This window comes from Dorea sp. BIOML-A1, from assembly GCF_009875615.1.
GTDB lineage: Bacteria > Bacillota > Clostridia > Lachnospirales > Lachnospiraceae > Dorea_A > Dorea_A amylophila.
This window is the reverse complement of record NZ_WWSA01000009.1, coordinates 1-25,537: the sequence shown is the minus strand read 5'-3', so window position 1 is coordinate 25,537 and position 25,537 is coordinate 1. Positions and strand designations below refer to the sequence as shown.

Sequence of the window (25,537 nt, the reverse complement as noted above, 5' to 3'; positions counted from 1 at the left end):
CACTATCATTTTTTATTATGAGGAGGCAATAAAATGAAAAAACATGGTGTACTGGCGCTGGTGCTGGCCGGAGTGATGTTACTGTTATGCGGATGTGGAGGTATGACAACGGACGATGCAATGGATTATGTACAGTCTGCCTTGGATTGTGGATACAAAGCAGAAGTTGAGAAGTATGCCGAGATAACAGAGACGACAGAAAAAGAAGCCAAAAAAGAATACGAGACAAATCTTGATACAATTATGAAAGAAGCCGGCTTTGATGACACCGGTGTATCAGATGAATTAAAAGCGGACTATCGTTCGATGTTTGAAAAAATGTTAAAGAGTGCAAATTATAAAGTGAAAGAAGCAAAAGAAACAGAAGATGATGAATTTACTGTAACTGTTGAAGTGTGTCCGTTTACGGCATTTTCTACTGTATCAGATGAGCTTGATCAATGGGTGACAGACACATATTCGAATGTAGAATCAATCCCGTCAGATGAAGAGCTTAATGAGGCGATTATGCGGAAGATGTATGAAATTATGAGTGCAAAACTCGCTGACCCGACGTATGGCGATAAGATGGAAAAAGAAGTTCACGTAAAGGTGAATAAAGACGGAGCATATTATATTCCGAATGATGATCTCACGGCAGTAGATGATGCACTATTCCCGCAGAATCAGCTTTAGGTTCCGGTAAACAAAATATGAATTAAAAACTATGTAAAACACAGGTTTTGGGGATTGACATCTCTGGAATCTGTGTTGTATTATATACAAAAATAATTGAATAACATTCTGTTGTTCGGTCTTATTTAATTTCAGATAAATGATCAAAAGGCAGGTCATGCTTCTCATATGACGTTGCCAGATAACCCATTTATAATCTATCCAAGTGAATATGGAATAATCTGACAGATTTTACGTTGTGTTTGACATGGAAAGGAGGTATTTACAACGGTCGGATTAATATAAATAACAAGAAAGAGAGGAATTGTATGACGAAGATTCAAAAAAGTAAGAAAACGATAGCTTCGTTACTGGCAGGGATATTGCTATGTCAGGTCTCTGCGTTTGGCGTGTCACAGACCAGTGTGAATGCGGAAAATCCGGCAAGGAAGATGAGTTTTGAAGTTGTAGGAGAAGGTTCCGTAACAGTAACAGATGTAGAGGATTGTATAAGAACGGTCCAATCAGGCAGTGAAATAACAGTGCCTGATGGAATGTGTATACGTGTACAATCGGATGCAGAAGAAGACACCAGGATCAGCATGAAGATACTTGATGAAGAAGGCAGATACGAGCTGGAAGACACTTCGGTGACAGAGGGGAAGAGTTACTGGCGTGATATTACAGCTATGGGTATGAACAAGAAAGTAGTCATAACATTCGGGGAAGAAGCAGGAAGAAGCAGTGTATATTCAAGAAGAATGGTACAGGCGCGGGAAAATCAGCAAAAGCCGGAAGTAGGGGATGTATTTACCGGAAATTGTGTGGTCACGGCTGTGAATGGTGGAAACGGTCATACGGTACACGGGGTAACCATGGGCGGATTTACCGGAATCCTTGCCGGCGTTACTGCAAACGGAGGGTGTGCGGATCATACGGCTGCTGCGCCATATACAGGGCAGGAATGCACCTATAAATACACCATCACTGCAGTGAATAAAGCAACGGGAGAAGTTACAGGAAACTTATACTGTACGAGTGTGACTGGGGCAACGGATGGCGTGACAAAAGACAGCAGCGGCAGGCTGATCGGGTATCAGAGAGTCAGCGGAACTGCCGTCATACACCGCAGTTACAACGGGTATGCAAAGTTAAAAAAAGGAAAGACACTGACAACGCTTACAGATGGTAATGCAGAATATTCTTTGGAAGGTGCAGCCTACGGAGTCTATTCAGATCGTGGCGCAACGAAAGAAAACGCTGTATTTACAACGGATAAAAACGGAGAGTCTAATACGCTGGAATTAGAAGAAGGTATGTATTATGTAAAAGAAAAGAAAGCACCAAAAGGATATAAACTGGATGAGAGGATATATCCGGTAACAGTTACATCCGGACAGACAGCAGAAGTAAATGTGAAGGATGTACCGGTGTATTCAGATATAGAATTGCTCCTGGATAAAATCGATCAGGAGAGCAAAGAGGGAAAAGCACTTGGCGGTGGAAGCCTGGAAGGTGCAGAGTTTACAGTACGCTTTTATGCAGGCAGATATACGCAGGATTCTTTGCCTGAAAAACCTTCGAAAGTATGGGTGTTACGTACCAAAAAGGAGAATGACGTCTGCAGAAGTAAACTGGGAAAAGAGTATCAGATATCCGGTGATGATTTTTATTATGCAGAAAATGGAGATAAGCCGGTGCTTCCGCTTGGAACAGTCAGCATTGAAGAAACCAAAGCACCAAAAGGATATATGCTGGAACAGGCTTATATAGAAGGAGATAACGGAAAACTTGCAGAAAATTATTACCTGACACAGATCGTTCAGAATGGAAATCAGACCAATATACAGGGTGGAAACAACTATAAAATAGCAGACCGTATATGTAGAGGGGATATTGAATTTCAGAAAAAAGATGAAGAAACACAGATGGCAATGGCAGGAATTCCGTTTCAGATCACATCGGTAACGACGGGTGAATGTCACCGGATCATGACAGACGAAAATGGATATTTTTCATCGGCATCTGATTATACGAAACACAGCAAAGATACCAATAGCGGACAATCTGAAAGTGGTGTGTGGTTTGGAACGAACAGTAACGGAGAAAGTGTAGAGGTAAATGATGCATATGGTGCATTTCCTTATGATACCTATCGGTTGGAAGAACTTCGCTGTGAAGAAAATGTAGATAAAGTTCTGTATAAAGGAACATTCCGTATTTCCAGGGACCGGTATGTTGTTGATCTTGGGACAATACTTAATCCAGATCTTACAATTGCAACATCAGCAAAAGATGAAGCAACCGGAACACATTATTCAAATGCAGATGAAAAAGTAACGATCATAGATACCGTCACTTATACAGGTTTGAAAAAAGGGCAGGAATATGTCATGAAGGGTACATTGATGGACAGGGAAACAGGGGAAATGATTCTGGATGGCGAAAACAGAAATATTACTGCTTCTAAGAGATTTAAGCCGAAGACAGCCGAAGGCAGTGTGAAAGTGAAATTTGAATTTGATGCAAAGTCTCTGGCCGGAAAAAGTATTACAATATTTGAAGAATGCATGTTGGATAATACAGTGATCGCAGTGCATAAGGATCTGGAAGATGCAGATCAGATGATTCATTTTCCAAAATTAAAAACTTCTGTAAAAGACGAAGTAACAGATATGAAAATGGTAAAAGCTGAGAAAGATATGCGGATTATAGATACGGTAGAATATCATAATCTGAAAAAAGGGAAAAAATACAAGATTACCGGAACGTTAATGGATAAGGAAACAGGAAAAGCAGCAAGAAGTGCGTCTGGCAGAAAGATAACAGAAAGTGTAGAATTTGTTGCAGAAGGAAAAGATGGAACAGCGGAAGTAGAATTTGTGTTTGATGGAAGTAATCTTGCAGGAAAGACATTGGTCGCATTTGAAAAATTATATTATGGTGATAAATTATATGCAGTACATACAGATCTGGAAGATGAAGATCAGACAATCCATGTGCCGTCAGCAGGGACAACGGCTTCTGAAAAAAATACAGGGACACATCATGCATATGCCGGTGAATATGTAGAACTCACAGATACGATAGAATACAGGAATCTACTGCCTGGTGAAACCTACACATTACATGGAACGGTAGTCGAGAAGGAGACAGAACAGCGGTTGAGTGAAGAAAAACAGCAGGAATTTATTCCGGAAAAGGCAGATGGCAGTATTGAAATTGCATTTGAAATCAACGGAACTGATCTGTCTGGAAAAACGGCAGTCATATATGAAGAGATTAAAATAGACGGAAAAAGCATCGCAGAACATAAAGATCCGGAGGCAAAAGAACAAAGTATTTATTTCCCGAAGATTGGTACAAAAGCTATGGATAAAAAGTCAAAGACGCAGGAAGGAGATGCAAGAGAAAAGCAGACAATCATAGATCAGGTGTCTTATGAAAATCTGCTGCCTGGCGAAACTTACATATTAAAAGGCGTTTTGATGGATAAAGTGGACGGGAAAGAAATGACAGATAAAAACAACAGAAAAATCACAGGCAGAACAACATTTACGCCGGAAAAATCAGCAGGAACAGTCGAAATGACATTCGAACTTGATGCACGTGAATTGGGCGGGAAAGCGGTTGTGGTATTTGAGAATCTGTACGATGAGGAAGATCATCTGATTGCAGATGAAGCGAATATAGATAACGCGGATCAGACAATTATATATAAGAATAATGAAAAATCTGCAGTATCGCCGAAAATCAACACAGACAATCCGAAACCATCTTCATCCATCCGTAAATCACCGAAGACAGGAGTGGAAAATCATACATTTTTATGGATGTTGACGCTTGGATCTCTGGGAACAGCGGTTGCGGCCGGAATTGCAATTTATAGAAAAAAACGGGATTGATGAAAGTTAAGCACTAGCGGAAGAAATAGAATCTTCTGTTAGTGCTTTTTGTATAAAAAAAGAAACATTTACTTCTTGTGAAACCAAAGTTATTTAGGTAAACCGTCCGATATTAACACTAAATCTGATACGTTCTATGGTAACTACGCCAAAATTATTGACGCTATTAAAACAAAAGCACTTAACAGTAAAATAATATTACTGACTTTTGCGTATTCATACAATGCGCTTGAAAGTAAATTTAATGAGGCAATTAAAATTTTAGCTAACGCTTATTCTATTCCGTGTATTGACATTAAAACCAGTGAATATTATCAACAATCTAGCATTTACCATACAGGTAAAAAATTTAATCACCCAACAGCACCATTATATAGCGGAATGGCTAACGCAAATACAAATCTATTTATCACATGTGTTGAAAATAGTTACGGTTATTTCAGCAATATAGTATAGTTAACTGATAACATAAATAAGTTTCCCGTTCAGTTTTTGGGTGAAAATAAAATGAGGATAAAGTATAATAGAAACAGAAGGAGATGATAAAGATGGACGGGATTTTTTATGATGATTGGAAAGTACTAACAGAGGCAAGAAATGTTAAATCAGTTTATTTGACACATTTAATCAGAGCATACGACAATGAAAAAGCATATAAAACCCTCGTGGATATATTAGATGACAAAATGTTAAAAGCGTCATTTTCTTTGAGAAATAATATTAGAACTGTAAAAGGAGATAAGAAAGTAGTTTGCTTTCAGGACGCATCATTGGATGGCATAAAGGAAATAATTGAAGGCGAGAGATGGTGTGAAATTCCGCAGAGATATCAAGAATTTGGAATACAGATAGATAAAAGAATGCTTTTTTCTGAAGGAGCAAGACCAGTAATTTACGATGGAAAAGAAATATTCCAATTCATAAGAGAAGATATACATTGGCGAGTAGTTAATCTTGATTTGAACATTAATAAAATGAAATGCTTGGATTGGACGCACGAATGTGAGTGGAGAATACCTGGAGATGTGACGATAACACGATTTCCATTTAAGGTCATTGTTAAAACGGAAGAATATAAGAAACGATTGTTAAAGGAAGATGTAGCCAAAAGACTTGATTTAAAAGAAAAAGATATTATTGTATTCGAAGAAGCCATTACTTAGGTAGTGGCTTCTTCGAATAAATCGAGGTGAATATGGAAATCAGATTTAACGAACTATAGAATTGAGGATTTTCTCCTTCTGCTGTATAATTGCAGTGGAAGGAGAAAAAGAACGTGAATAATAAAAATGGTGAATGGTATAAAAAAACAACAGGGTATATTTGGAAGTTCATAAGATATATTTGGAAATGCATGAATGGGAGAAAATGGTATTCATTATTACTTTTGCTTAGTTCATTATATGTATGGAAGTATCGTTTTGAAATAAATCAGCTGAAAGAATTGAATGCGAAAAATATAATATTTATTTTGTGGATTTTTTTGTTAGCATTTCCGTTATTTTCAGAAATGGAGATACTTGGGATTAAGGTAAAAAAGGAAGTTGAAAAGGCAACTGAAGAAGTTAAAGAATCCTTGAAAAACATTCAGACACAAATCATACAGCTACAAATGAATAATTCGGTATCTAATAAGATTAGTATAGAAAATACTCCATTGCCGTCAGAAAAAACACTCGAGGATATGCAGAAAAATATTTCTGGTTCAGAAAAAGAGGTTTCGGAGTTGGAGATTCAGAACAACAGAGATAAAAATATATTTTTATTCGAGACTAGACAAGAAATAGAAATGGCTTTACGTGAAATATGTGAGAAAATAGGACATCCTGAAATATTAGCGAGTATGGAAATGTTGCGGTTAATAAGTGAGAAGGGACTAATTGACAATGGTACTGAAAAATTAATTATGGAAGTTCAAAAAATTACTAGTCGTGGCATACATGGAGAAATAGTGAGTGATGAATACATAACGTTTGTAAAAACTGTTCGTCAAAAATTATTACAACAGCTTAAAGAAATATCAAAAAAAATCGAATACATCAAATGTCTGAATTGTGGATATTCTGGATATTCGAAAGACGGAAAAATTTGCCCTAAATGTGGTAAAGATTGTTCTGTGGATTTTTGGTAAAATCATGATAAGAGCGGAATTACCGCTCTTATTTTTATGGAGGTATACATGGAAATCAGGGCAAGACCTTAACCAGGTCTTATTTTATTGCATAGAATATAGAAAGAGAGATAGACGCAGTGAAAGAATTATTGTTACAGACGTACACTCTGGTACTTCCTATTATATTGGGTTATATTGTCTGGCTGTTAAAAAATCAGAAAAGAGACAGGGATGCAAATAGCAAAGGAACGATGCTTCTGCTCCGGGTACAGCTGATTGAGTATCACAGCAAATATATGCAGATTGGAGATATACCGTCTTATGCATACGAAAACTTCTGCGAGATGTACGAAGCGTATCATGCGCTTGGTGGAAATGGAATGATAACTAAAATGATGCATGAAATTGAAGAATTGCATTTAAAAAAGAAAGGTGATTAACTATGGAACAGATTATGAATTATGTAAAACCGGAACTTGTGGTTGTAGCAATTGTATTGTATTTCATCGGAATGTGGCTGAAAAAGGCAGAGACGGTGACAGATAAATATATTCCTATCATCCTTGGAGCGGTTGGAATTGCGATTTGTGGAATCTATGTAGTCGCAACCTGTAGCCTTTCCGGTGTGCAGAATATAGCAATGGCAGTATTTACAGCAATCGTACAGGGCGTGCTTGTAGCCGGATTAAGTACATACGTTAATCAGGTTTTTAAACAATTAAGCAAGAAAGAGTAGTAGAGGGTGAGAAATCATCCTCTTTTTAATAGATGAAAGGAGAACTCATTATGGGATGGACAGAATATGAAAAGAAATTAAAGGAATGGTATGGATATAGCGAAACAAAGAACCAGGATGACATTATCATCGATATTTACAATTCGCAGCGTCCGGCCGGTTCTTACAAAATGACACATACAGACCCTTGGTGCCATGCAACAGTGTCAGCAGCAGCTTATGCTTCTGGGAATGCCGGTAAAGTGCCGAATACCTGTTACTGCCCGACCGGTATCAATATTTTCAAACAGTGGGGCAAATGGGTAGGACGTTATACTAATGCGTACAATCCACAGCCGGGATACATCCTCTATTATGACTGGAATAAGGATCTGATATCAGATCATGTAGGAACGATTATCGCACGTAATGGAAATATCCTGACGGTAAGAGAAGGCAATCGAAATGATATGCTCTGCGATCGACAGATCAATGTGGATTCACCGTTGATTATTGGATATGGTATTCCAGACTGGGGAGGAGCAACACAGACACCTGTAGCAACGATTCCGAGCCAAGAGGAAACTAAACGTACATGGCTACAGATCGGTGACACGGGAGCAGAAGTTGAGGATGTACAGCAAAAACTTATTGCTATTGGGTATTTTTTACCTTCCGGTGCGGATGGAAAGTATGGAAAAGAAACTTATACGGCCGTTGAGAAGTTCCAGCATAACGTAGGAATCAAAGAAGATGGCCTTGCCGGTGAAGTCACAAGAGCCAAACTTAACAATGCGTACAATACAAGATCATCAGCAAAAGTCAATAACTCTTGGGTTGCGAGATTGCAAGCGGCGTGCAATGCTCAAGGATTCTCAAACCAGACTGTTGATGGAATAGCCGGGAAAAATACGCTTGCTGGTTGCCCGACTTGCAGAATAGGAGCGAGAGGTGACATCACAAAACTGATCCAGGAGAGGTTAAACAACCTCGGCTACGATTGTGGTTCTGTAGATGGAATCTTCGGGGGCAAAACAGAAACAGCAGTAAAAGCTTGTCAAGAAGCACATGAACTTCAGGCGGATGGCGTAGTTGGCCAGAACACATGGAGAGTTTTGCTTGGACTGTAAGAATATTGGATACTAGATTAAAAAAACAATTTGTCCCATGAGTGTCCCATACAGAGATTTAGATTAAAAGAAAATGCCGGAAACCATCGAGTTTCCGGCATTTTTTCAGTTGAGTTCAATGCGGATAGTGGGACTTGAACCCACACGAAGTCACCTCCGCAAGATTTTGAGTCTTGTGCGTCTGCCATTCCGCCATATCCGCATATGTGTTGTTCACACAACAAAATAAATTATAACTATAAATGTATCGTCTGTCAATCTTTTTTTAAAAAAAAGAAAAGGTGAATGTGACAGATAAGGGAAGAATAAGTAGGAGTAAAAATTAGCCTTTTAAAAAGAAGCAAATTGGTGTATAGTAAGATAGTGATTTTATAAGAAAATGAACTATTTAGGTGGAGAGATAAAATGAGCAGTAAAATTGTTCTGATAGATGGCCACAGTATTTTGAACCGTGCCTTTTACGGGCTGCCGGATCTGACGAATGCAGAAGGCCTTCATACAAATGCAATATATGGATTTCTGACGATTATGTTTAAACTTCTGGAAGAAGAAAAACCAGACTATCTGACGGTGGCATTTGATATCCATGCTCCGACTTTCAGACATAAAATGTATGCAGAATATAAAGGCACCAGAAAGCCGATGGCTGATGAACTAAGGCAGCAGGTTCCTGTGATCAAAGAAGTGCTTCAGGCAATGGGAGTGAAGACGATCGAATGTGCGGGGCTGGAGGCCGATGACCTGATCGGTACACTTTCCAAGCGTTGTGAGCGCAAGGATATGGAAGTTGTGGTTATTTCCGGAGACCGTGATCTGTTGCAGCTGGCGACTGAGCATGTAAAGATCCGAATTCCGAAGACGAAGCAGGGCAGAACGGAGATAGAAGATTATTATGCCAAAGATGTTTTTGAACGCTATCAGGTGACACCGGAAGAATTCATCGATCTGAAAGCGTTAATGGGCGACACGGCAGATAATATTCCGGGAGTTCCTGGTATCGGGGAAAAGACAGCGACAAAGATCATTACACAGTATCACTCGATAGAAACGGCGCACGATCATGTGGAAGAACTGAAGCCGCCGAGAGCGTCTAAATCATTAAATGAATACTGGGATCTTGCGGTGCTCAGCAAAGAACTTGCAACAATCAATGTGAATGCTGAGTTTTCATATGAACTTTCAGAAGCAAAACTGGGTAACATATACACTGAGGAAGCATATGTCTTCTTTCAGAAACTAGAGTTTAAAAATCTTCTTTCCAGATTCGATGTTGCGGCACCGGCAAATAAGATCGAGGATGGTTTCAGGATTATCACTTCAAAAAGAGAGGCAGAAGAGATTTTTGCAAAGGCTGAAAAGGCACAGACGACAGGAACAGTACTTTTTAAAGATATGGAAAATGTATTGCCGTTATTTGCAGATCAGGCCGGACTCGGAGGTATCGGTCTGTGCTTCTCAAATGAAGCAGGCTTTTGTATAAAAACCGGGAATGATATATCAGGAGAATGGCTTTTGGAAAAGCTTGCAGATGTGGCAGAAGCGACAGATACATTTTCGATGTTTCATCTGAAAGAATCAATGGATCAGATTAAGATCCGGAAACCGGAAAATTGTTTTGATGTGAGTGTGGCTGCATATCTGCTGAATCCACTTAAGAATAATTATACATGGGAAGATGTTGCGAGAGAATATCTGGACCTGATGGTTGATGAAAAGGCAGATCAGGAAATAAAGGCCTGCTATGAAGCTTATACAAATTATGCATCGGTAGAAGTCCTGAGCCGGAAATTAGCGGATACGAAGATGGATACCTTATTCCGGGAAATTGAGATGCCGCTGGTATTTACATTGTTCGATATGGAGCAGAATGGTATCCGTGTTGAGGCAGAGGCATTAAAACAGTATGGCAATCAGCTCGCCGGCAAGATCGGTGATCTGGAAAAGGAGATCTACGAAGAGGCTGGCGAAACATTTAATATTAATTCGCCAAAACAGCTGGGTGTGGTATTGTTTGAAAATATGAAGCTTCCGGGTGGGCGAAAGACAAAGACGGGTTATTCCACTGCTGCAGATGTTCTTGAAAAACTGGCGCCGGAACATCCGGTAGTTGCAAAGATTTTGGAATATAGACAGTATACAAAGCTCAAATCCACATATGCGGACGGACTGGCAAATTATATTCAGGATGATGGAAGGATTCATGGAAAATTCAATCAGACGATTACGGCAACCGGAAGAATCAGCAGTACAGAACCAAATCTTCAGAATATTCCGGTGCGGATGGAGCTTGGCCGCCTGATCCGTAAAGTATTCATTCCGGAAGATGGATACCGGTTCGTGGATGCCGATTATTCACAGATCGAACTTCGCGTATTGGCACATTGTTCCGGAGATGAGCATCTGATCCGGGCATATAAAGAACAAAGTGACATTCACCGTATTACAGCCTCACAGGTATTTCATATACCGTTTGACGAGGTGACTCCGCAGCAGAGAAGGAATGCTAAAGCCGTAAATTTCGGTATTGTGTATGGAATCAGTTCATTTGGACTTAGTCAGGATCTGAGCATTACACGAAAAGAGGCTGCAAAATATATTGATGATTATTTTGCAACCTATCCGGGAATCAAGACATTTCTGGATCATGCAGTGACACATGCAAAAGAAGAAGGGTATGTGGTAACACTGTTCGGAAGAAGACGTCCGGTTCCGGAGCTTTCTTCCAGTAATTTTATGCAACGTTCGTTTGGAGAGCGGGTGGCAATGAATTCTCCGATTCAGGGAGCGGCAGCAGATATCATAAAGATTGCAATGATCCGGGTGAATCAGAAACTGAAAAAACAGAAGATGAAATCAAGACTTGTCTTACAGGTGCATGATGAACTTCTGATAGAAGCATACGAACCGGAACTGGAAGCAGTTCAAAAGATTTTAAAAGAAGAGATGGAGCATGCGGCCAAATTAAAGGTGCCGCTTGAAATAGACATGCATACAGGAGTGAACTGGTACGAAGCAAAATAAGAGGTGTGAGAGATGAAGATTATAGGAATTACCGGAGGAGTAGGCGCAGGGAAAACACAGATTTTGGAATATCTGAATAATAAATATGGTGCGACTATTTGTATGGCAGATGAAGTAGGAAAGAAACTGCAGAAAAAAGGAACAGAATGCTTTGATGAAATTGTTGCACATTTCGGAGAGAAAATTCTGGATGAAAAAGGAGAGTTGGACCGGACAAAGCTTTCAGACATTGTTTTTGCCGACAGGGTTGAACTTTCTGTACTGAATGGGATTGTACATCCAAAAGTAAAAGAAGAAATTCAGAAGAAGATTGCAAGAGAAGAACGCAAAAGTACGAATCTGATGCTGATTGAAGGAGCACTTCTGATCGAGGATCATTATGAGGAGATCTGTGATGAACTTTGGTATGTGTATGTGGAAGATTCGATCCGCAGAAAACGTCTGAAATATGCAAGAGGATATGAGGACTGTAAAGTGGATCAGATTTTCGAAGCACAACTTCCGAAAGATCTGTTCATGCGTCACTGTGACCGGGTGATCGACAACAGCGGACAGTTTGAAGAGACAAAGATCCAGCTGAATAAGATCATAGAAGACTTATAGAAAGGCAGATAATATTTAATATGAGATTATGCAGTATTGCAAGTGGAAGCAGTGGAAACTGCATCTATATAGGAGATGATCAGACTCATCTTCTGGTTGATACCGGTATCAGCAAGAAAAGGATAGAAGAAGGGTTGGCAAAATTGGATATAAAAGGAGATGAACTGGAAGGTATCCTGATTACACATGAACATGTGGATCATATTCAGGGACTTGGTGTGTTCAGCAGAAAATATGAGATTCCAATCTATGCGACACCCGGAACTATTGCAGGAATCCGTAATTATAAAAAATTAGGAAACCTTCCGGATGGACTATTACACGAGGTAGATATAGATCAGCCATTTTCGCTGGGAACACTGAATATTGATCCGTTTGCAATCTCCCATGATGCGAACGAACCATCCGGATACCGGATAGATAATGGAAAAAAGGCAGTCGCAGTTGCAACAGACCTTGGAATATATGATGATTATACCGTAGAACATCTAAAAGATTTGAATGCGGTCGTTCTGGAAGCAAATCATGATATACATATGTTGGAAGTAGGACCATATCCATACCCCCTGAAACGGAGAGTTATGGGAGATAAGGGACATCTGTCTAACGAATTGTCAGGAAAGCTTCTTTGCGATATATTACATGATGACTTGCAGTATGTCGTTCTTGGACATTTAAGTAAAGAGAATAATTATGAAGAATTGGCATATGAGACGGTCAGACTGGAAATCAGCATTGGTGATAATCCTTATAAGGGAAATGACATTCCGATGATGGTAGCTAAACGGGATCAGGTATCTGATATCATTGCATTATAAGAAAAGTAGAATGTAAGAAAGAAACAATGGCGAAGACAATAGGAGGAAAACAAATCATGAAGAAATGTGTAATCACAGTTGTAGGAAAAGACACCGTAGGTATTATTGCAAAAGTATGTGAGTATCTTGCAGGAGCAAATGTTAATATCCTTGATATCTCTCAGACCATCGTAGATGGATACTTTAATATGATGACGATTGTTGATGTAACAAATTGCAGCAAAGAAGTGGCTGTGGTTTCAAAGGAGCTGGAAGAGATTGGAACTTCTATCGGTGTTGCCATTCACTGTCAGAGAGAAGAAATATTTGAAAAAATGCACAGATTATAAGCAAATTAAAAATATTCACGGAAAGGCAGGAAAAACATATGATAAACAGATATGAAGTATATGAGACAAATCAGATGATTGCAGAGGAGAATCTAGATGTACGTACAATTACCCTTGGAATCAGCCTGTTGGATTGTATAGATGCAGATCTTGATAAATTAAATGAAAATATTTACAACAAAATCACTACCGTTGCGAAAGATCTTGTGAAGACCGGAGAGGAGATCGAGCAGGAATTTGGTATTCCGATCGTTAATAAACGAATCTCCATAACACCGGTAGCACTGATCGGCGGTGCGGCATGCAAAAGTCCTGAGGATTTTGTTACGATTGCAAAGACATTGGATAAAGCTGCAAAAGAAGTCGGTGTAAACTTCATCGGTGGTTATTCGGCGCTGGTGTCAAAGTCTATGACAAAAAGCGATGAGAACCTGATCCGCTCGGTTCCGCAGGCACTTGCATGTACAGACCGTATCTGCAGCTCGATCAATGTGGGATCAACGAAGACCGGTATTAACATGGATGCAGTACGTCTGTGTGGTGAAATTGTAAAGAAGACAGCTGAAGCAACAAAAGAAAATGATTCTCTCGGATGTGCAAAACTTGTAGTATTCTGTAACGCGCCGGACGATAATCCATTTATGGCAGGTGCATTCCTTGGTGTAACAGAAGGAGATGCTGTGATCAATGTCGGTGTCAGCGGACCTGGTGTTGTAAAGCATGCGATTGAACAGGTGCGGGGCAAAGGCTTCGAAGAGTTATGTGAGACGATTAAAAAGACAGCATTTAAGGTGACTCGTGTCGGACAGTTGGTTGCCGGAGAAGCATCCAAACGTCTTGGTATTCCATTTGGAATTATTGATCTGTCACTGGCACCGACTCCGGCAATTGGAGACAGCGTCGCAGAGATTTTGGAAGAAATCGGTCTGGAACGTGTTGGTGCGCCGGGAACGACGGCAGCGCTTGCAATGTTAAATGATCAGGTTAAAAAGGGCGGTGTTATGGCTTCTTCTTACGTAGGCGGACTGAGTGGTGCTTTTATCCCTGTAAGTGAAGATAAAGGTATGATCGATGCAGTGGAAATGGGTGCACTCACAATTGAAAAACTGGAAGCAATGACATGTGTATGTTCGGTAGGACTTGATATGATTGCGATTCCGGGTAAGACAAGTGCTTCTACTATTTCCGGAATTATTGCAGATGAGATGGCAATTGGTATGGTGAACCAGAAGACGACCGCAGTACGTCTGATTCCGGTTATTGGAAAAGATGTCGGAGAGACGGCAGAATTTGGTGGGCTTCTCGGTTATGCACCAATCATTCCGGTCAATGAATATGACTGCAGTGCATTTGTGAATAGAAAAGGAAGAATCCCTGCTCCTGTACACAGCTTTAAGAACTAAAAAAAGAACAGAGCTATAAGAAAAACGTGTGGCATATGATAATGAATACAATTTATATTATCATATGCTACACGTTTTTGTGCCGGGACAGGAAAGGAGCGCTGCTGACGAAAGAATGATTTATATACTATACATGTATGATTTGCTTTTGGTATTCGTTTATGAAAGGAATTCCGAACTTGTCGGACACTACGCTTTCGTATAGATCTGATGCAAAAGTGGTCTGATCCAGCATTCGTATTGTTTCCGGAAGAAGCGAATCTGTCTGTCCTAATTTTGTAATAACCGGAATGCTGGCGTTTTCTTTTATCTGACGCAGCACATCGGCATGTTCTTTACGAAATCCAAGAATTCTGGTATAGATGCAGGAAGATTCCCGGTATCTCAACATATCTTCTTTTTTTACGGCTAACAGAATATGCAGCAGACCTCTGCTGATACGGCTGTAAGTCAGTTCTTTTGTTTTTAAAAGCTGACAGAACTGTTCGAAGTTCAGAAACTGATTCCGGTTTCGGATGATACGGTTTGCAAGATCCTCGGATATATCCTGATACTCACATAGAGATCTCCGGGTTTCGCAGAGCAGGCGGTATTTTAATAAAAGGGAGAAATCATTTGTTTCAATGGGACAAGATTGATTCCATGCATCCCGTAACAGACGCAGGGCGTTTTCAGGAAGCTGGTTCTGCAACAGTTCGGAGAATCCGTCCGGTGTCTGCTGAGGATCTGCCGGATATCTGCTGAATGGCCGCTCCTCCCAATGTCTCAGGGCATTCCGAATGGCAGATGCAGAACTTGACTGTGGCTGAAGTTTTGTGTCGTGGTATCCGGAAGAGTCCCGCTTTAACGTGTATGGTACAATCCTGCTGTTCTGCTTTTTCAGTGCTTTCAGATATTCAATCCCAAGAATATTATTGGGTTCAGAAAGAATCTGTGAAACGGAAGCATCACCGGTTAATTTTTCCAAAGCCTGGTGTCTGGCGGCAGGAAAAGAATGCCCTTTTTTTAATGCATCCTGAAGCATATGGCTGTAAGTATCTGATTCGGAGAGAAGCAGCTGTGCAATATGCTGTAAAACAGAAAGCTCTCCGCATTCACTTCCAAAGCATAATGTATCGATGCATCCCAGACCTTCCAGAATAGAGATGGCGCCTTGGGCGAAGAATTCGGCACTGCCGGATGCATAGCAGACAGGAAGCTCGCAGATAGCCGATGCGCCGTTTAGAAGTGCCATATGCGCACGGGAATGCTTGGATAGAAGCGCAGGAGTTCCGCGCTGTACATAATCGCCGCTCATGACGATTACAACCCGGTCGGCACCGGTTAGTTCCCTGGCTCTTTCTATATGATAAAGATGTCCGTTGTGAAATGGGTTATATTCTGTAATAAGTCCAACAGTTTTCATGAAAATCTCCTTGTATAACATTCTGAAATTGATTATACTATACAATGATTTGGTACGCAAATGGGATGTTTGCCGGGCAAGATCCGAAGAAAGGAGGAGGCATATTATTATGGAAGAAAATATGAATGAGGAAGCCTTAACGGCAGACGGGCAAAAAGACGATGATATTGATTATGTAGAAGACAGAGAAGAACTGACTGAAGAACGTATTAAGGATATGCTGGATGCCCGGGAATATAAAGAATTGAAAGAGGAACTGGAAACAAATATGTATCCGGTGGATCTTGCGGAGATTCTGGAAGAATTTGATCAGAAACACATGGTGCTGGTATTCCGTCTGCTTGCAAAAGAAGAAGCGGCAGAGACATTTTCATATATGAACAGCGATATGCGCGAAGACCTGATCAATGCACTGACGGATTCCGAACTGGAAGAGATCATGGAGGAAATGTATCTGGATGATACCGTTGATGTACTGGAAGAGATGCCTGCCAACGTGGTAGACAGACTGCTGATGGTGACAGATGCGGAAAAACGTCAGCAGATCAATCAGCTTCTTCAGTATCCGGAGGACAGTGCCGGAAGTGTGATGAATGTAGATTATATTGCACTGCGAAGAGAGATGACGGTTGCTGATTCCATATTAAAAATAAGACAGGTTGGTCTCAACCGGGAGACGATTTATACCTGTTATGTAACAGAACAACGTCATCTGATCGGGCAGGTTGACATAAAAGAACTGCTGACCAGCAGTGAATCCAAGACGGTTGAAGAGATCATGGATACAAATATGTTGTATGCCCGTACGACAGACGATCAGGAAGACGTTGCCAATATCATTACAAAATATGGTCTGATCGCATTGCCGATCGTAGATCATGAAAACTGTATGGTCGGTATTGTAACCGTTGATGATGCGATGCAGGTACTTCAGGATGAGACAACGGAAGATATCAGCATCATGGCCGGTGTCAATCCAAATGAAGACTCGTATTTCGGGACATCAATATTCGAGCATGTAAAGAGCCGTATTCCCTGGCTGTTGTTTCTGATGCTGTCTGCGACGGTAACACAGATGATCATGAACAGCTACGAGAATGCACTGGCACTGATGCCGCAGCTAGCAGGATTTGTTCCGATGCTTACCGGAACCGGAGGAAACTGTGGATCACAGAGCTCGACACTTGTGATCCGCGGACTTGCTGTCGGAGAGATTGAATTTTCGGATCTATTTAAAGTAATCTGGAAAGAAATCCGCATTGCATTCTGCATCAGCATCATACTGTCTGTGGTAAATGGAATCCGTATCATGTTGATGGGACAGGGAGATGCCATGATGGCATTTACCATTGGTCTGACGATGGCTTGTACAGTGTTGATCGCAAAAGTAGTCGGATGTACACTCCCTCTGATCGCTAAGAAAATCGGACTTGATCCGGCAATCATGGCGACACCGCTGATCTCTACACTGGTTGATATCAGCACGATCAGTGTATATTTTGCGATCGTGAGTTACGTATTTCACTTATAATACTGTGAAATTGCAATAGTTTTTGTCAAAAGCAGGATAAATATTGTACATTGTACGCAAAAAGAGACATAAGATTACCGTAAGAGCCCTTGTCCGCAAGGGTTCTTTGTATTATAATGAAAATACTGAGAAAAATATTTGGAAAGGAGTCTATTTATCATGGGATTTATAGATGAAATCAAAGCAAAAGCAAAAAGTTGTAAAAAAACAATCGTTCTTCCAGAGAGCGAAGACATCAGAACTTATGAGGCAGCAGAGGCAATCTTAAAAGAAGGGACAGCTAATCTGGTCCTGATCGGAAGCGAAGAAGAGATCGCTAAGAATAAAGGGGATTTCGATATCACAGGAGCAACAATCGTTGACCCTGCTACATACGAGAAAACAGATGAATATGTAGCAACACTTGTTGAACTGAGAAAGAAAAAAGGAATGACAGAAGAACAGGCAAGAGAGATTCTTCTTACTAATTACTTATACTATGGTGTAATGATGGTTAAGATGAAAGATGCAGACGGAATGGTATCAGGAGCATGCCACTCTACAGCTGACACACTCCGCCCATGCCTTCAGATCCTGAAGACAAAACCAGGAACAAAGCTTGTCTCAGCATTCTTTGTAATGGTAGTACCTGATTGTGATATGGGAGAGAACGGAACATTTGTATTCGCTGACTGCGGACTGAACCAGAATCCTACATCCGAAGAGCTTGCAGCAATCGCTCAGTCTTCAGCAGAAAGCTTCAAACAGCTCGTTGGTGCTGATCCAAGAGTTGCTATGCTTTCTTACTCAACAATGGGAAGTGCAAAACACGATGACGTAACAAAAGTACAGGAAGCTGTTAAGATCGCAAAAGCTGAGAATCCGGATCTTATGTTAGACGGAGAGATGCAGCTTGATGCAGCACTTGTTCCTTCTGCTGGAGCAGCTAAAGCACCAGGAAGCCAGGTTGCAGGAAAAGCCAATACTCTGATCTTCCCTAACCTTGATGCAGGTAACATTGGATACAAACTTGTTCAGCGTCTTGCAAAAGCAGAAGCTTACGGACCAATGACACAGGGAATCGCAGCACCTGTTAACGACCTTTCAAGAGGATGCAGTGCTAAGGATATTGAAGGTGTTGTTGCAATCACAGCAGTTCAGTGCCAGAATCAGTAAGAGATAAAGTAAGAGGAGAAATAATATGAAAGTATTAGTAATGAACTGCGGAAGTTCATCTTTAAAATATCAGTTGATCGACATGGAGAACGAGAGCGTTCTTGCAAAAGGTATCTGTGAAAGAATCGGAGCCGATGGATCTGTATTAACACACAAACCAACAGGAAAAGATAAATATGTTGTAGAGCAGGCAATGCCAGATCATGGTGTAGCAGTACAGTTAGTACTGGATGCTTTACAGGATAAAGAGCATGGTGTGATCGAAAGTGCGGATGAGATTACAGCAATCGGACACCGTGTACTGCATGCAGGTACTATTTACAGTGATGCAACACTTGTAACAGAAGACGTGAAGAAAGTTGTTCGTGACTGCTTCGACCTCGGACCTCTTCATAACCCTGCAAACCTGATCGGTATTGAAGCTTGCGAAAAAGCAATGCCTGGCAAACCGAATGTAGCAGTATTCGATACAGCATTTGGTATGAATATTCCAAAGAAAGCAGCTATGTATGCAATCCCATATGAATATTATGAGAAATACAGCATCAGAAGATATGGTTTCCACGGAACAAGCCATATGTTCGTATCTGGTGAAACTGTAAAACTTCTTGGAAAAGAAGATGCAAAGGTTATTGTATGTCACATTGGTAATGGTGCAAGTATCTCCGCATCTATCGGTGGAAAATGCGTAGACACAAGTATGGGACTTACTCCTTTGGAAGGACTTGTTATGGGAACACGTAGTGGAGATGTTGATCCTGCAGTTCTTCAGTTCATCTGCAATCATGAAGATATCAGCGTAGATGAGATGCTGAATATCCTGAACAAAAAGTCAGGACTTCTTGGAATCAGCGGTGTGTCTTCTGACTTCCGTGATGTAAGACAGGCAGCTGTTGACGGAAACGAAAGAGCACAGCTTGCAATGGATACTTACAAATACCGTGTTGCAAAATATATCGGATCTTATACAGCAGCAATGAACGGTGTAGATGCAATCACATTTACAGCCGGTGTTGGAGAGAATGCTCCGGACCTCAGAAAAGACATCTGTGATTACCTTGGATATCTTGGCGTAGAGCTCGACGAAGAAAAGAATGAGAATGTTCACGGAGAGACAACCGTAATTTCTACACCAGAATCAAAAGTAAAAGTAATTGTCCTTCCTACAAACGAAGAGTTAGCTATTGCTCGTGAAACAGCAAAATTAGTTTAAGACTAAATGACTAAAAGAATGTAAATTTCTGTTGACAAAATAATTTTACATGATATAATAGTCTAGTGTGTGAATAGGAGACGATACTATGATATTAAACCTATCCGACGTTCTGTCTGAGCAGCATAAAGCAATACATGAATCTGTTCCGATCGAAATGACTTGTTTCAAGTCTGAGATGGGAGATTATGCAATTACAGAGAAGACACCACTTGAATTGTCTGTAGAATATGCAGGTGACCGCAAGTTGGAAGTGACTGGTAAAGCTGAGATTACATCAGTTGCACCGTGTGACAGATGTCTGGAAGATGTAGAAGTGAAGGTGACACTTGACTTCAAGCATAAGATTGATACAGAGTCAGATGCATATGATCAGTCAGAAGATTTAGACGAGAATAACTATATTGACGGATATAGCTTAGATGTAGAACAATTGGTCTACAACGAGTTATTGGTAGGGTGGCCGACGAAAATTCTATGCAGCGAAGACTGTAAAGGTATTTGCAACGTATGTGGTCAGAACCTGAATAAAGGTACCTGTAACTGTGAAGATACGGGGCTCGACCCTAGAATGTCAGTTATCCGTGATGTATTTAAGAATTTTAAGGAGGTGTAACCTATGTCAATTTGTCCAAAGAATAAATCTTCTAAAGCAAGAAGAGACAAAAGAAGAGCAAACTGGAAAATGAGCGCACCAAACCTGGTAAAATGCAGCAAGTGTGGCGAATTAATGATGCCTCACAGAGTATGCAAGGCTTGTGGTTCATACAACAAAAAAGAAATCATTGCTCAGGATTAATTTTTGAAAAATGATAAAAAGAGACGATCGGTTTTGGTCGTCTCTTTTTTTGACTGAATTTTGTATAAAATAGTGAAAAAAAGATAAAATGATTACATTTTGTGTTGCAACATTTTCTGAAAGTGTTATAATTTTAACCAGATATAGAACGTAGTCTATAGATAAACTGCCGATGGGGAAAGTGAAAATTCATTTTACAGGCAAAGAGATGGACTATGTAGCTAAGGAGGAAAACAGAATGACAGAAGTAGCAAAGCGTATTGAAAAGCTTCGCGCACTGATGGCAGAGCAGAATATCGATGCATATGTTGTACCAACTGCAGATTTCCATCAAAGTGAGTATGTAGGAGAGCATTTCAAAGCAAGAAAGTTCATTACTGGATTCAGTGGTTCTTACGGAACGGCTGTAATCGCAAAAGATGATGCAGGTCTGTGGACAGATGGAAGATATTTCACACAGGCACTGACCGAGATGGAAGGCAGTGGAGTACGTCTGATGAAGATGTTCGTTGATGATACACCTTCTACAACAGAATGGCTTGCCCAGAAGATCCCGGAAGGCGGTAAGGTCGCATTTGATGGTCGTGTCCTTTCTATGGGTGAAGGACAGGAATATGAAGAAGTATTGGGTGCAAAGAATATCACGATCGAATATGAAGTAGATCTGATCGACCAGATCTGGGAAGACCGCCCGTCTCTTTCTAAGAAACCTTGTTTCTTCCTGGAAGACAAATACACAGGAGAGAATGTTGCATCCAAGCTGAAACGAGTTCGTGAGAAGATGGCTGAATACGGAGCAACGGTACATTTGATTGCGTCTCTGGATGATAACGCATGGCTTCTGAACTTCAGAGGAGATGATATTGACTTCTTCCCATTGGTACTGGACTATGTGATCGTACGTAAAGACAGTGTAGATCTGTATATCGATGACAGCAAACTGAATGACCGCATCAGAGAAGAGATGGCAAAGAATAATGTTAACATTCATCCATACAATGACATTTACGAAGATGCTAAGAAGATTGGTGCAGATGAGGTTGCACTGATTGACCCGATGAAGATGAACTATGCACTGTATAAGAGTCTTCCATGTAAGGTAGTAGAAGGAGCTAATCCGACTATCTTGATGAAAGCAATTAAGAATGCTGTTGAGATTGAAAATATCAAAAATGCAGAATTGAAAGACAGTATTGCACTGACGAAGTTCATTTACTGGGTTAAGAAAAATTATGACAAGATGGAGATTACAGAGCTTTCTGCTTCAGATAAACTGACAGCTCTGCGTGCAGAACAGGAAGGATATATCCGTGACTCATTCGAACCTCTGCAGGCTTTCGGTGAGCACGCTGCAATGATGCATTATGCACCGTCTAAAGAGACAGACGTTGTATTAAAAGAAGGCGGTATGCTTCTGAGCGATACAGGCGGCGGATATTATGAAGGTTCTACTGATATTACCAGAACAACAGTACTGGGACATATCACACCGGAACTGAAGAAATATTACACAGCTGTATACAGAGCAATGCAGCACTTAAGCGCAGCAAACTTCCTCTATGGTAACCACGGATGGTCTCTGGATGTATTGGCGAGACAGCCAATCTGGGATATGAACAAAGACTTCCAGTGCGGAACCGGACATGGTTTCGGATATCTTGGAAGTATCCACGAGCCGCCAACAGGATTCCGCTGGTACATCGTTCCTTCTAAGAACGAACATCATCAGTTTGAGCCTGGTATGGTAATTACAGATGAGCCGGGAATCTATGAAGAAGGAGATTTTGGTATCCGTATCGAGAACAACCTGCTTACTGTAAACGGTGAGAAGAATAAATATGGACAGTTCATGCACTTTGAGACTCTGAACTTCGTACCAATCGACCTTGATGGTATCGATCCGGAAGAACTGACAAGATCAGAGAAAGAATGGCTGAATGATTATCACAAAGCCTGCTACGAGAAGGTTGGTCCATATCTGACTGATGAAGAAAGAGAATGGCTGAAAGAATACACAAGAGCTATCTAATACTTCTAAAGTACATAGAAAAAGCTGCAAGTAAGTAACTTTACTTACTCATAAGAAAATTTAACTGACAAGGGGTGTCAGAAAATTATAATAAAAAAATGCCGCGGACCAGCGGTCTGCGGCGTCTTTTAAGAAAAGGAGAATAGGTAAAATGGCAAAAATTACAGAAGGATATATGCCTTTCCATGGCTATCAGACATATTATAGAATCGTTGGAGAACAGAAAGATAACGGAAAAGCTCCGTTGATCTGCTTACACGGTGGACCTGGATCTACACACAACTATTATGAAGTCCTGGATAACGTTGCAGATGATGATGATCGTATGATCGTTATGTACGACCAGTTAGGATGTGGTAAATCTTATCTTGACGGACATCCGGAGATGTGGACACAGGATCTCTGGCTGGATGAATTAGATGCTTTAAGAGAACACCTTGGATTAAAAGAATGCCACATTATCGGACAGTCATGGGGCGGAATGATGCAGATTGCATATGCCATCGAGCGTGGAGCAGAAGGGGTAAAATCCTTCATCATTTCTTCCGGACATCCAAGCAGCAGCCTGTGGGCAAGAGAAGGTATGCGTAGAATTAAGATGATGTCTGAAGAGGATCAGGCAGCAATCAACGATGCTCTGGAGCGCAATGACTTCACAGGAGAAGCTTATCTGAAAGCAGTAGATAACTATATGGACAGATACTGTAATTACTGGAGAGAAGATCTTCCAGAGTGCTGTACAAGACCTAAGAAATCCGGTGGAGAAGCTTATCTGTATGGATGGGGACCGAACGAATTCGTTCCATCTGGTACACTGAAAGACTTCGAGTACATCGACAGACTTCACGAGATCAAAGTTCCATCACTGATCATGAGTGGTATCTCTGATCTGTGCTCACCATTAGTTGCAAAGACTATGGCAGATGAAATCCCGAATTCTAAATGGATCCTCTGGGAGAGAGCAAGACATACAACATTCGTAGACAGACACGATGATTACTGCGTAGAGCTGATCAAGTGGATGAACGAATACGATAAATAAAATACATAAAATGATTTGAAAAAGATCTCCGTCATTTGACGGGGATCTTTTTCAAATGCGATATCTGTAAATTAATAGTGACTTCACTGCGTAAATGTGATAAAATAAATCGTCTGGCATATAAGAATAATCAATGTCTGATAATATAATCTGATAAGAAAGAGGGAAAGTTCTGATTGATTGTAATCATGGAAAATCAGAACTGAAAGAGAGATGGAAAAAGAAAAAAATAACAGAAGTTCCTTTTCAGGAAAAATAGGATTCGTTCTGTCTGCGGCAGGCGCATCCGTCGGTCTGGGAAATATCTGGAGATTCCCCTATTTGGCCGCAAAATATGGTGGAGGTATATTCCTCCTGATCTACATCCTGCTTGCGCTGACATTTGGTTATACAATGATCGTTGCGGAATCAGCTCTTGGACGTATGACAAGAAAGAGTCCGGTTGGTGCGTTTAAAGCCTTTGGCAAAAAGGCCGGATGGTTGTCGTTCGGTGGATGGATCAATGCAATCATTCCTGTTTTGATCGTACCGTATTATTCTGTCATCGGAGGATGGGTAATTAAATATTTTGTGGAATACCTGAAAGGGAATGGCGCAAAATTAGCAGAAGATGGATATTTTTCAAAATTTATATCCAATGGCCTTTCTACGGAAATATGCTTTATTGTTTTCTGCATGTTCACATTGATCATTATCTATGCGGGTGTCCGTAATGGAATTGAACGTGTTTCCAAGTTCATGATGCCGATACTGGTGGTATTGTCTGTGATCATTGCAATCTATTCGGTGACAAGACCGGGTGCGCTGGCTGGCGTGAAATACTTCCTTGTACCAAATCCTAAAAACTTTTCATGGATGACGGTTGTAACAGCCATGGGACAGATGTTCTATTCTCTGTCAATTGCTATGGGTATTTTGGTCACATTTGGCTCTTACATGAAAAAAGACACGTCCATCGAAGATTCGACAAGGAATGTTGAAGTATTTGATACTGCAATTGCAATTATGGCTGGTCTGATGATTATTCCGGCTGTATTTGCATTCTCAGGTGGAGATCCTGATACGCTGCAGGCAGGTCCGTCATTAATGTTTATTACAATTCCAAAGGTGTTTAACAGCATGGGATTTGGAACGTTTGCAGGAATCCTGTTCTTTTTACTTGTATTATTTGCTGCTGTTACAAGTTCTATCGCATTAACAGAAAGTGCAGTTTCTACTGTAGAAGACGAATTAAAATGGAGTCGTAAAAAATCCACGGTTATTGTGGGATTCATTATGATTATTCTCGGAACATTGTCATGCCTTGGATATGGACCATTATCATTCGTAAAGATTATCGGAATGCAGTTCCTGGACTTCTTTGACTTCCTTACCAATTCTGTAATGATGCCGATTGCTGCGTTGATGACAAGTTTATTTGTATCTAAAGTAGTTGGTGTGGATCGTATGGAAGAAGAAATCCGGCATGGGGAAAGTAAATTCCGCAGAAAGAAGATATTTGTCGTAATGATCAAGTATCTGTGCCCAATCTTTGCTATTATTATTCTGGTCAGTTCGGTAGCAAATGCATTTGGGTGGATTTCAATGTAAGTGTATTGGGATTTAATTTATTAACTGGGGAAGCGGCCTCTCAGTCCTTGAAGGAAACAATAGATAAGGCTTCTTGTTCAGG

21 protein-coding genes and 1 tRNA gene are annotated in these 25,537 nt (G+C 40.6%); 20 read left to right on the top strand and 2 right to left on the bottom strand.

From position 1 onward, the window contains the following. The first annotated feature begins 33 nt into the window (after positions 1-33). From GT508_RS05485 to GT508_RS14405, 7 genes are all read left to right on the top strand, one after another. Positions 34-675: a hypothetical protein gene (locus GT508_RS05485; RefSeq protein WP_161143731.1), complete on the top strand. Its 642-nt coding sequence runs from the start codon at positions 34-36 to the stop codon at positions 673-675. Between the two features lie 308 nt (positions 676-983). Continuing rightward, positions 984-4,559 (top strand): VaFE repeat-containing surface-anchored protein, encoded by a 3,576-nt coding sequence (locus GT508_RS05480; RefSeq protein ID WP_161143730.1) that lies wholly within the window; start codon positions 984-986, stop codon positions 4,557-4,559. Positions 4,560-5,107: 548 nt separating this feature from the next. Then, on the top strand, positions 5,108-5,722 hold the full coding sequence (locus GT508_RS05475; RefSeq protein ID WP_161143729.1) for a hypothetical protein: 615 nt from the start codon (positions 5,108-5,110) through the stop codon (positions 5,720-5,722). A gap of 113 nt (positions 5,723-5,835) precedes the next feature. Further along, complete coding sequence (locus GT508_RS05470) at positions 5,836-6,690, top strand: hypothetical protein (protein ID WP_161143728.1); 855 nt, start codon at positions 5,836-5,838, stop codon at positions 6,688-6,690. A 119-nt stretch (positions 6,691-6,809) separates the two neighbouring features. Then, positions 6,810-7,112, top strand: a complete 303-nt coding sequence (locus tag GT508_RS05465) for a hypothetical protein (RefSeq protein WP_161143727.1) — start codon at positions 6,810-6,812, stop codon at positions 7,110-7,112. A 2-nt stretch (positions 7,113-7,114) separates the two neighbouring features. After that, positions 7,115-7,408, top strand: a complete 294-nt coding sequence (locus GT508_RS05460) for a phage holin family protein (protein ID WP_161143726.1) — start codon at positions 7,115-7,117, stop codon at positions 7,406-7,408. Positions 7,409-7,458: 50 nt separating this feature from the next. Next, on the top strand, positions 7,459-8,517 hold the full coding sequence (locus tag GT508_RS14405) for a peptidoglycan-binding domain-containing protein (RefSeq protein ID WP_192934780.1): 1,059 nt from the start codon (positions 7,459-7,461) through the stop codon (positions 8,515-8,517). 119 nt (positions 8,518-8,636) lie between these two features. Here GT508_RS14405 and GT508_RS05450 read toward each other — a convergent pair. Continuing rightward, positions 8,637-8,719: transfer RNA gene (locus tag GT508_RS05450), tRNA-Leu, on the bottom strand. A gap of 203 nt (positions 8,720-8,922) precedes the next feature. On the opposite strand from GT508_RS05450, the gene polA reads away from it, so the two are divergent. From polA to GT508_RS05425, 5 genes are read left to right on the top strand one after another with little or no spacing between them, the layout of a single operon-like run. Then, positions 8,923-11,538 carry a DNA polymerase I gene (gene polA / locus GT508_RS05445; RefSeq protein ID WP_161143725.1) on the top strand — a complete coding sequence of 872 codons (2,616 nt, stop codon included), beginning with the start codon at positions 8,923-8,925 and terminating at the stop codon, positions 11,536-11,538. Positions 11,539-11,550: 12 nt separating this feature from the next. Beyond that, complete coding sequence (gene coaE, locus GT508_RS05440) at positions 11,551-12,141, top strand: dephospho-CoA kinase (RefSeq protein WP_117598566.1); 591 nt, start codon at positions 11,551-11,553, stop codon at positions 12,139-12,141. 20 nt (positions 12,142-12,161) lie between these two features. After that, on the top strand, positions 12,162-12,959 hold the full coding sequence (locus GT508_RS05435; RefSeq protein WP_161143724.1) for an MBL fold metallo-hydrolase: 798 nt from the start codon (positions 12,162-12,164) through the stop codon (positions 12,957-12,959). Between the two features lie 56 nt (positions 12,960-13,015). Further along, the gene (locus GT508_RS05430) at positions 13,016-13,288 is read left to right on the top strand and encodes an ACT domain-containing protein (protein ID WP_055284476.1); all 273 of its coding nucleotides are present in this window, start codon (positions 13,016-13,018) and stop codon (positions 13,286-13,288) included. A gap of 38 nt (positions 13,289-13,326) precedes the next feature. Beyond that, the gene (locus GT508_RS05425; protein WP_055284478.1) at positions 13,327-14,691 is read left to right on the top strand and encodes a PFL family protein; all 1,365 of its coding nucleotides are present in this window, start codon (positions 13,327-13,329) and stop codon (positions 14,689-14,691) included. 127 nt (positions 14,692-14,818) lie between these two features. Here the strand turns inward: GT508_RS05425 and GT508_RS05420 are convergent, their stop codons facing one another. Beyond that, positions 14,819-16,096 (bottom strand): nucleotidyltransferase, encoded by a 1,278-nt coding sequence (locus GT508_RS05420; protein WP_161143723.1) that lies wholly within the window; start codon positions 16,094-16,096, stop codon positions 14,819-14,821. 193 nt (positions 16,097-16,289) lie between these two features. Between GT508_RS05420 and mgtE the strand changes: the two genes are divergently transcribed. The 8 genes from mgtE to GT508_RS05380 all read left to right on the top strand — a co-directional run bounded on the left by mgtE (position 16,290) and on the right by GT508_RS05380 (position 25,455). Further along, on the top strand, positions 16,290-17,627 hold the full coding sequence (gene mgtE / locus GT508_RS05415; RefSeq protein WP_028086204.1) for a magnesium transporter: 1,338 nt from the start codon (positions 16,290-16,292) through the stop codon (positions 17,625-17,627). Between the two features lie 159 nt (positions 17,628-17,786). Next, positions 17,787-18,782 carry a phosphate acetyltransferase gene (gene pta / locus GT508_RS05410; protein WP_161143722.1) on the top strand — a complete coding sequence of 332 codons (996 nt, stop codon included), beginning with the start codon at positions 17,787-17,789 and terminating at the stop codon, positions 18,780-18,782. A 25-nt stretch (positions 18,783-18,807) separates the two neighbouring features. Further along, a complete protein-coding gene (locus GT508_RS05405) occupies positions 18,808-19,995 on the top strand; it encodes an acetate kinase (protein WP_028086206.1) in 1,188 nt (395 codons plus the stop codon). Positions 19,996-20,083: 88 nt separating this feature from the next. After that, complete coding sequence (locus tag GT508_RS05400; protein WP_022415680.1) at positions 20,084-20,611, top strand: YceD family protein; 528 nt, start codon at positions 20,084-20,086, stop codon at positions 20,609-20,611. Between the two features lie 3 nt (positions 20,612-20,614). Beyond that, a complete protein-coding gene (gene rpmF / locus GT508_RS05395; RefSeq protein ID WP_005332600.1) occupies positions 20,615-20,794 on the top strand; it encodes a 50S ribosomal protein L32 in 180 nt (59 codons plus the stop codon). Positions 20,795-21,032: 238 nt separating this feature from the next. Continuing rightward, a complete protein-coding gene (locus GT508_RS05390) occupies positions 21,033-22,823 on the top strand; it encodes an aminopeptidase P family N-terminal domain-containing protein (RefSeq protein WP_006426676.1) in 1,791 nt (596 codons plus the stop codon). A 151-nt stretch (positions 22,824-22,974) separates the two neighbouring features. After that, positions 22,975-23,865, top strand: coding sequence for a proline iminopeptidase (gene pepI, locus GT508_RS05385; RefSeq protein WP_055284482.1), 891 nt, complete (start codon positions 22,975-22,977; stop codon positions 23,863-23,865). Positions 23,866-24,078: 213 nt separating this feature from the next. Further along, the gene (locus GT508_RS05380; RefSeq protein WP_161143721.1) at positions 24,079-25,455 is read left to right on the top strand and encodes a sodium-dependent transporter; all 1,377 of its coding nucleotides are present in this window, start codon (positions 24,079-24,081) and stop codon (positions 25,453-25,455) included. Positions 25,456-25,537 lie beyond the last annotated feature (82 nt).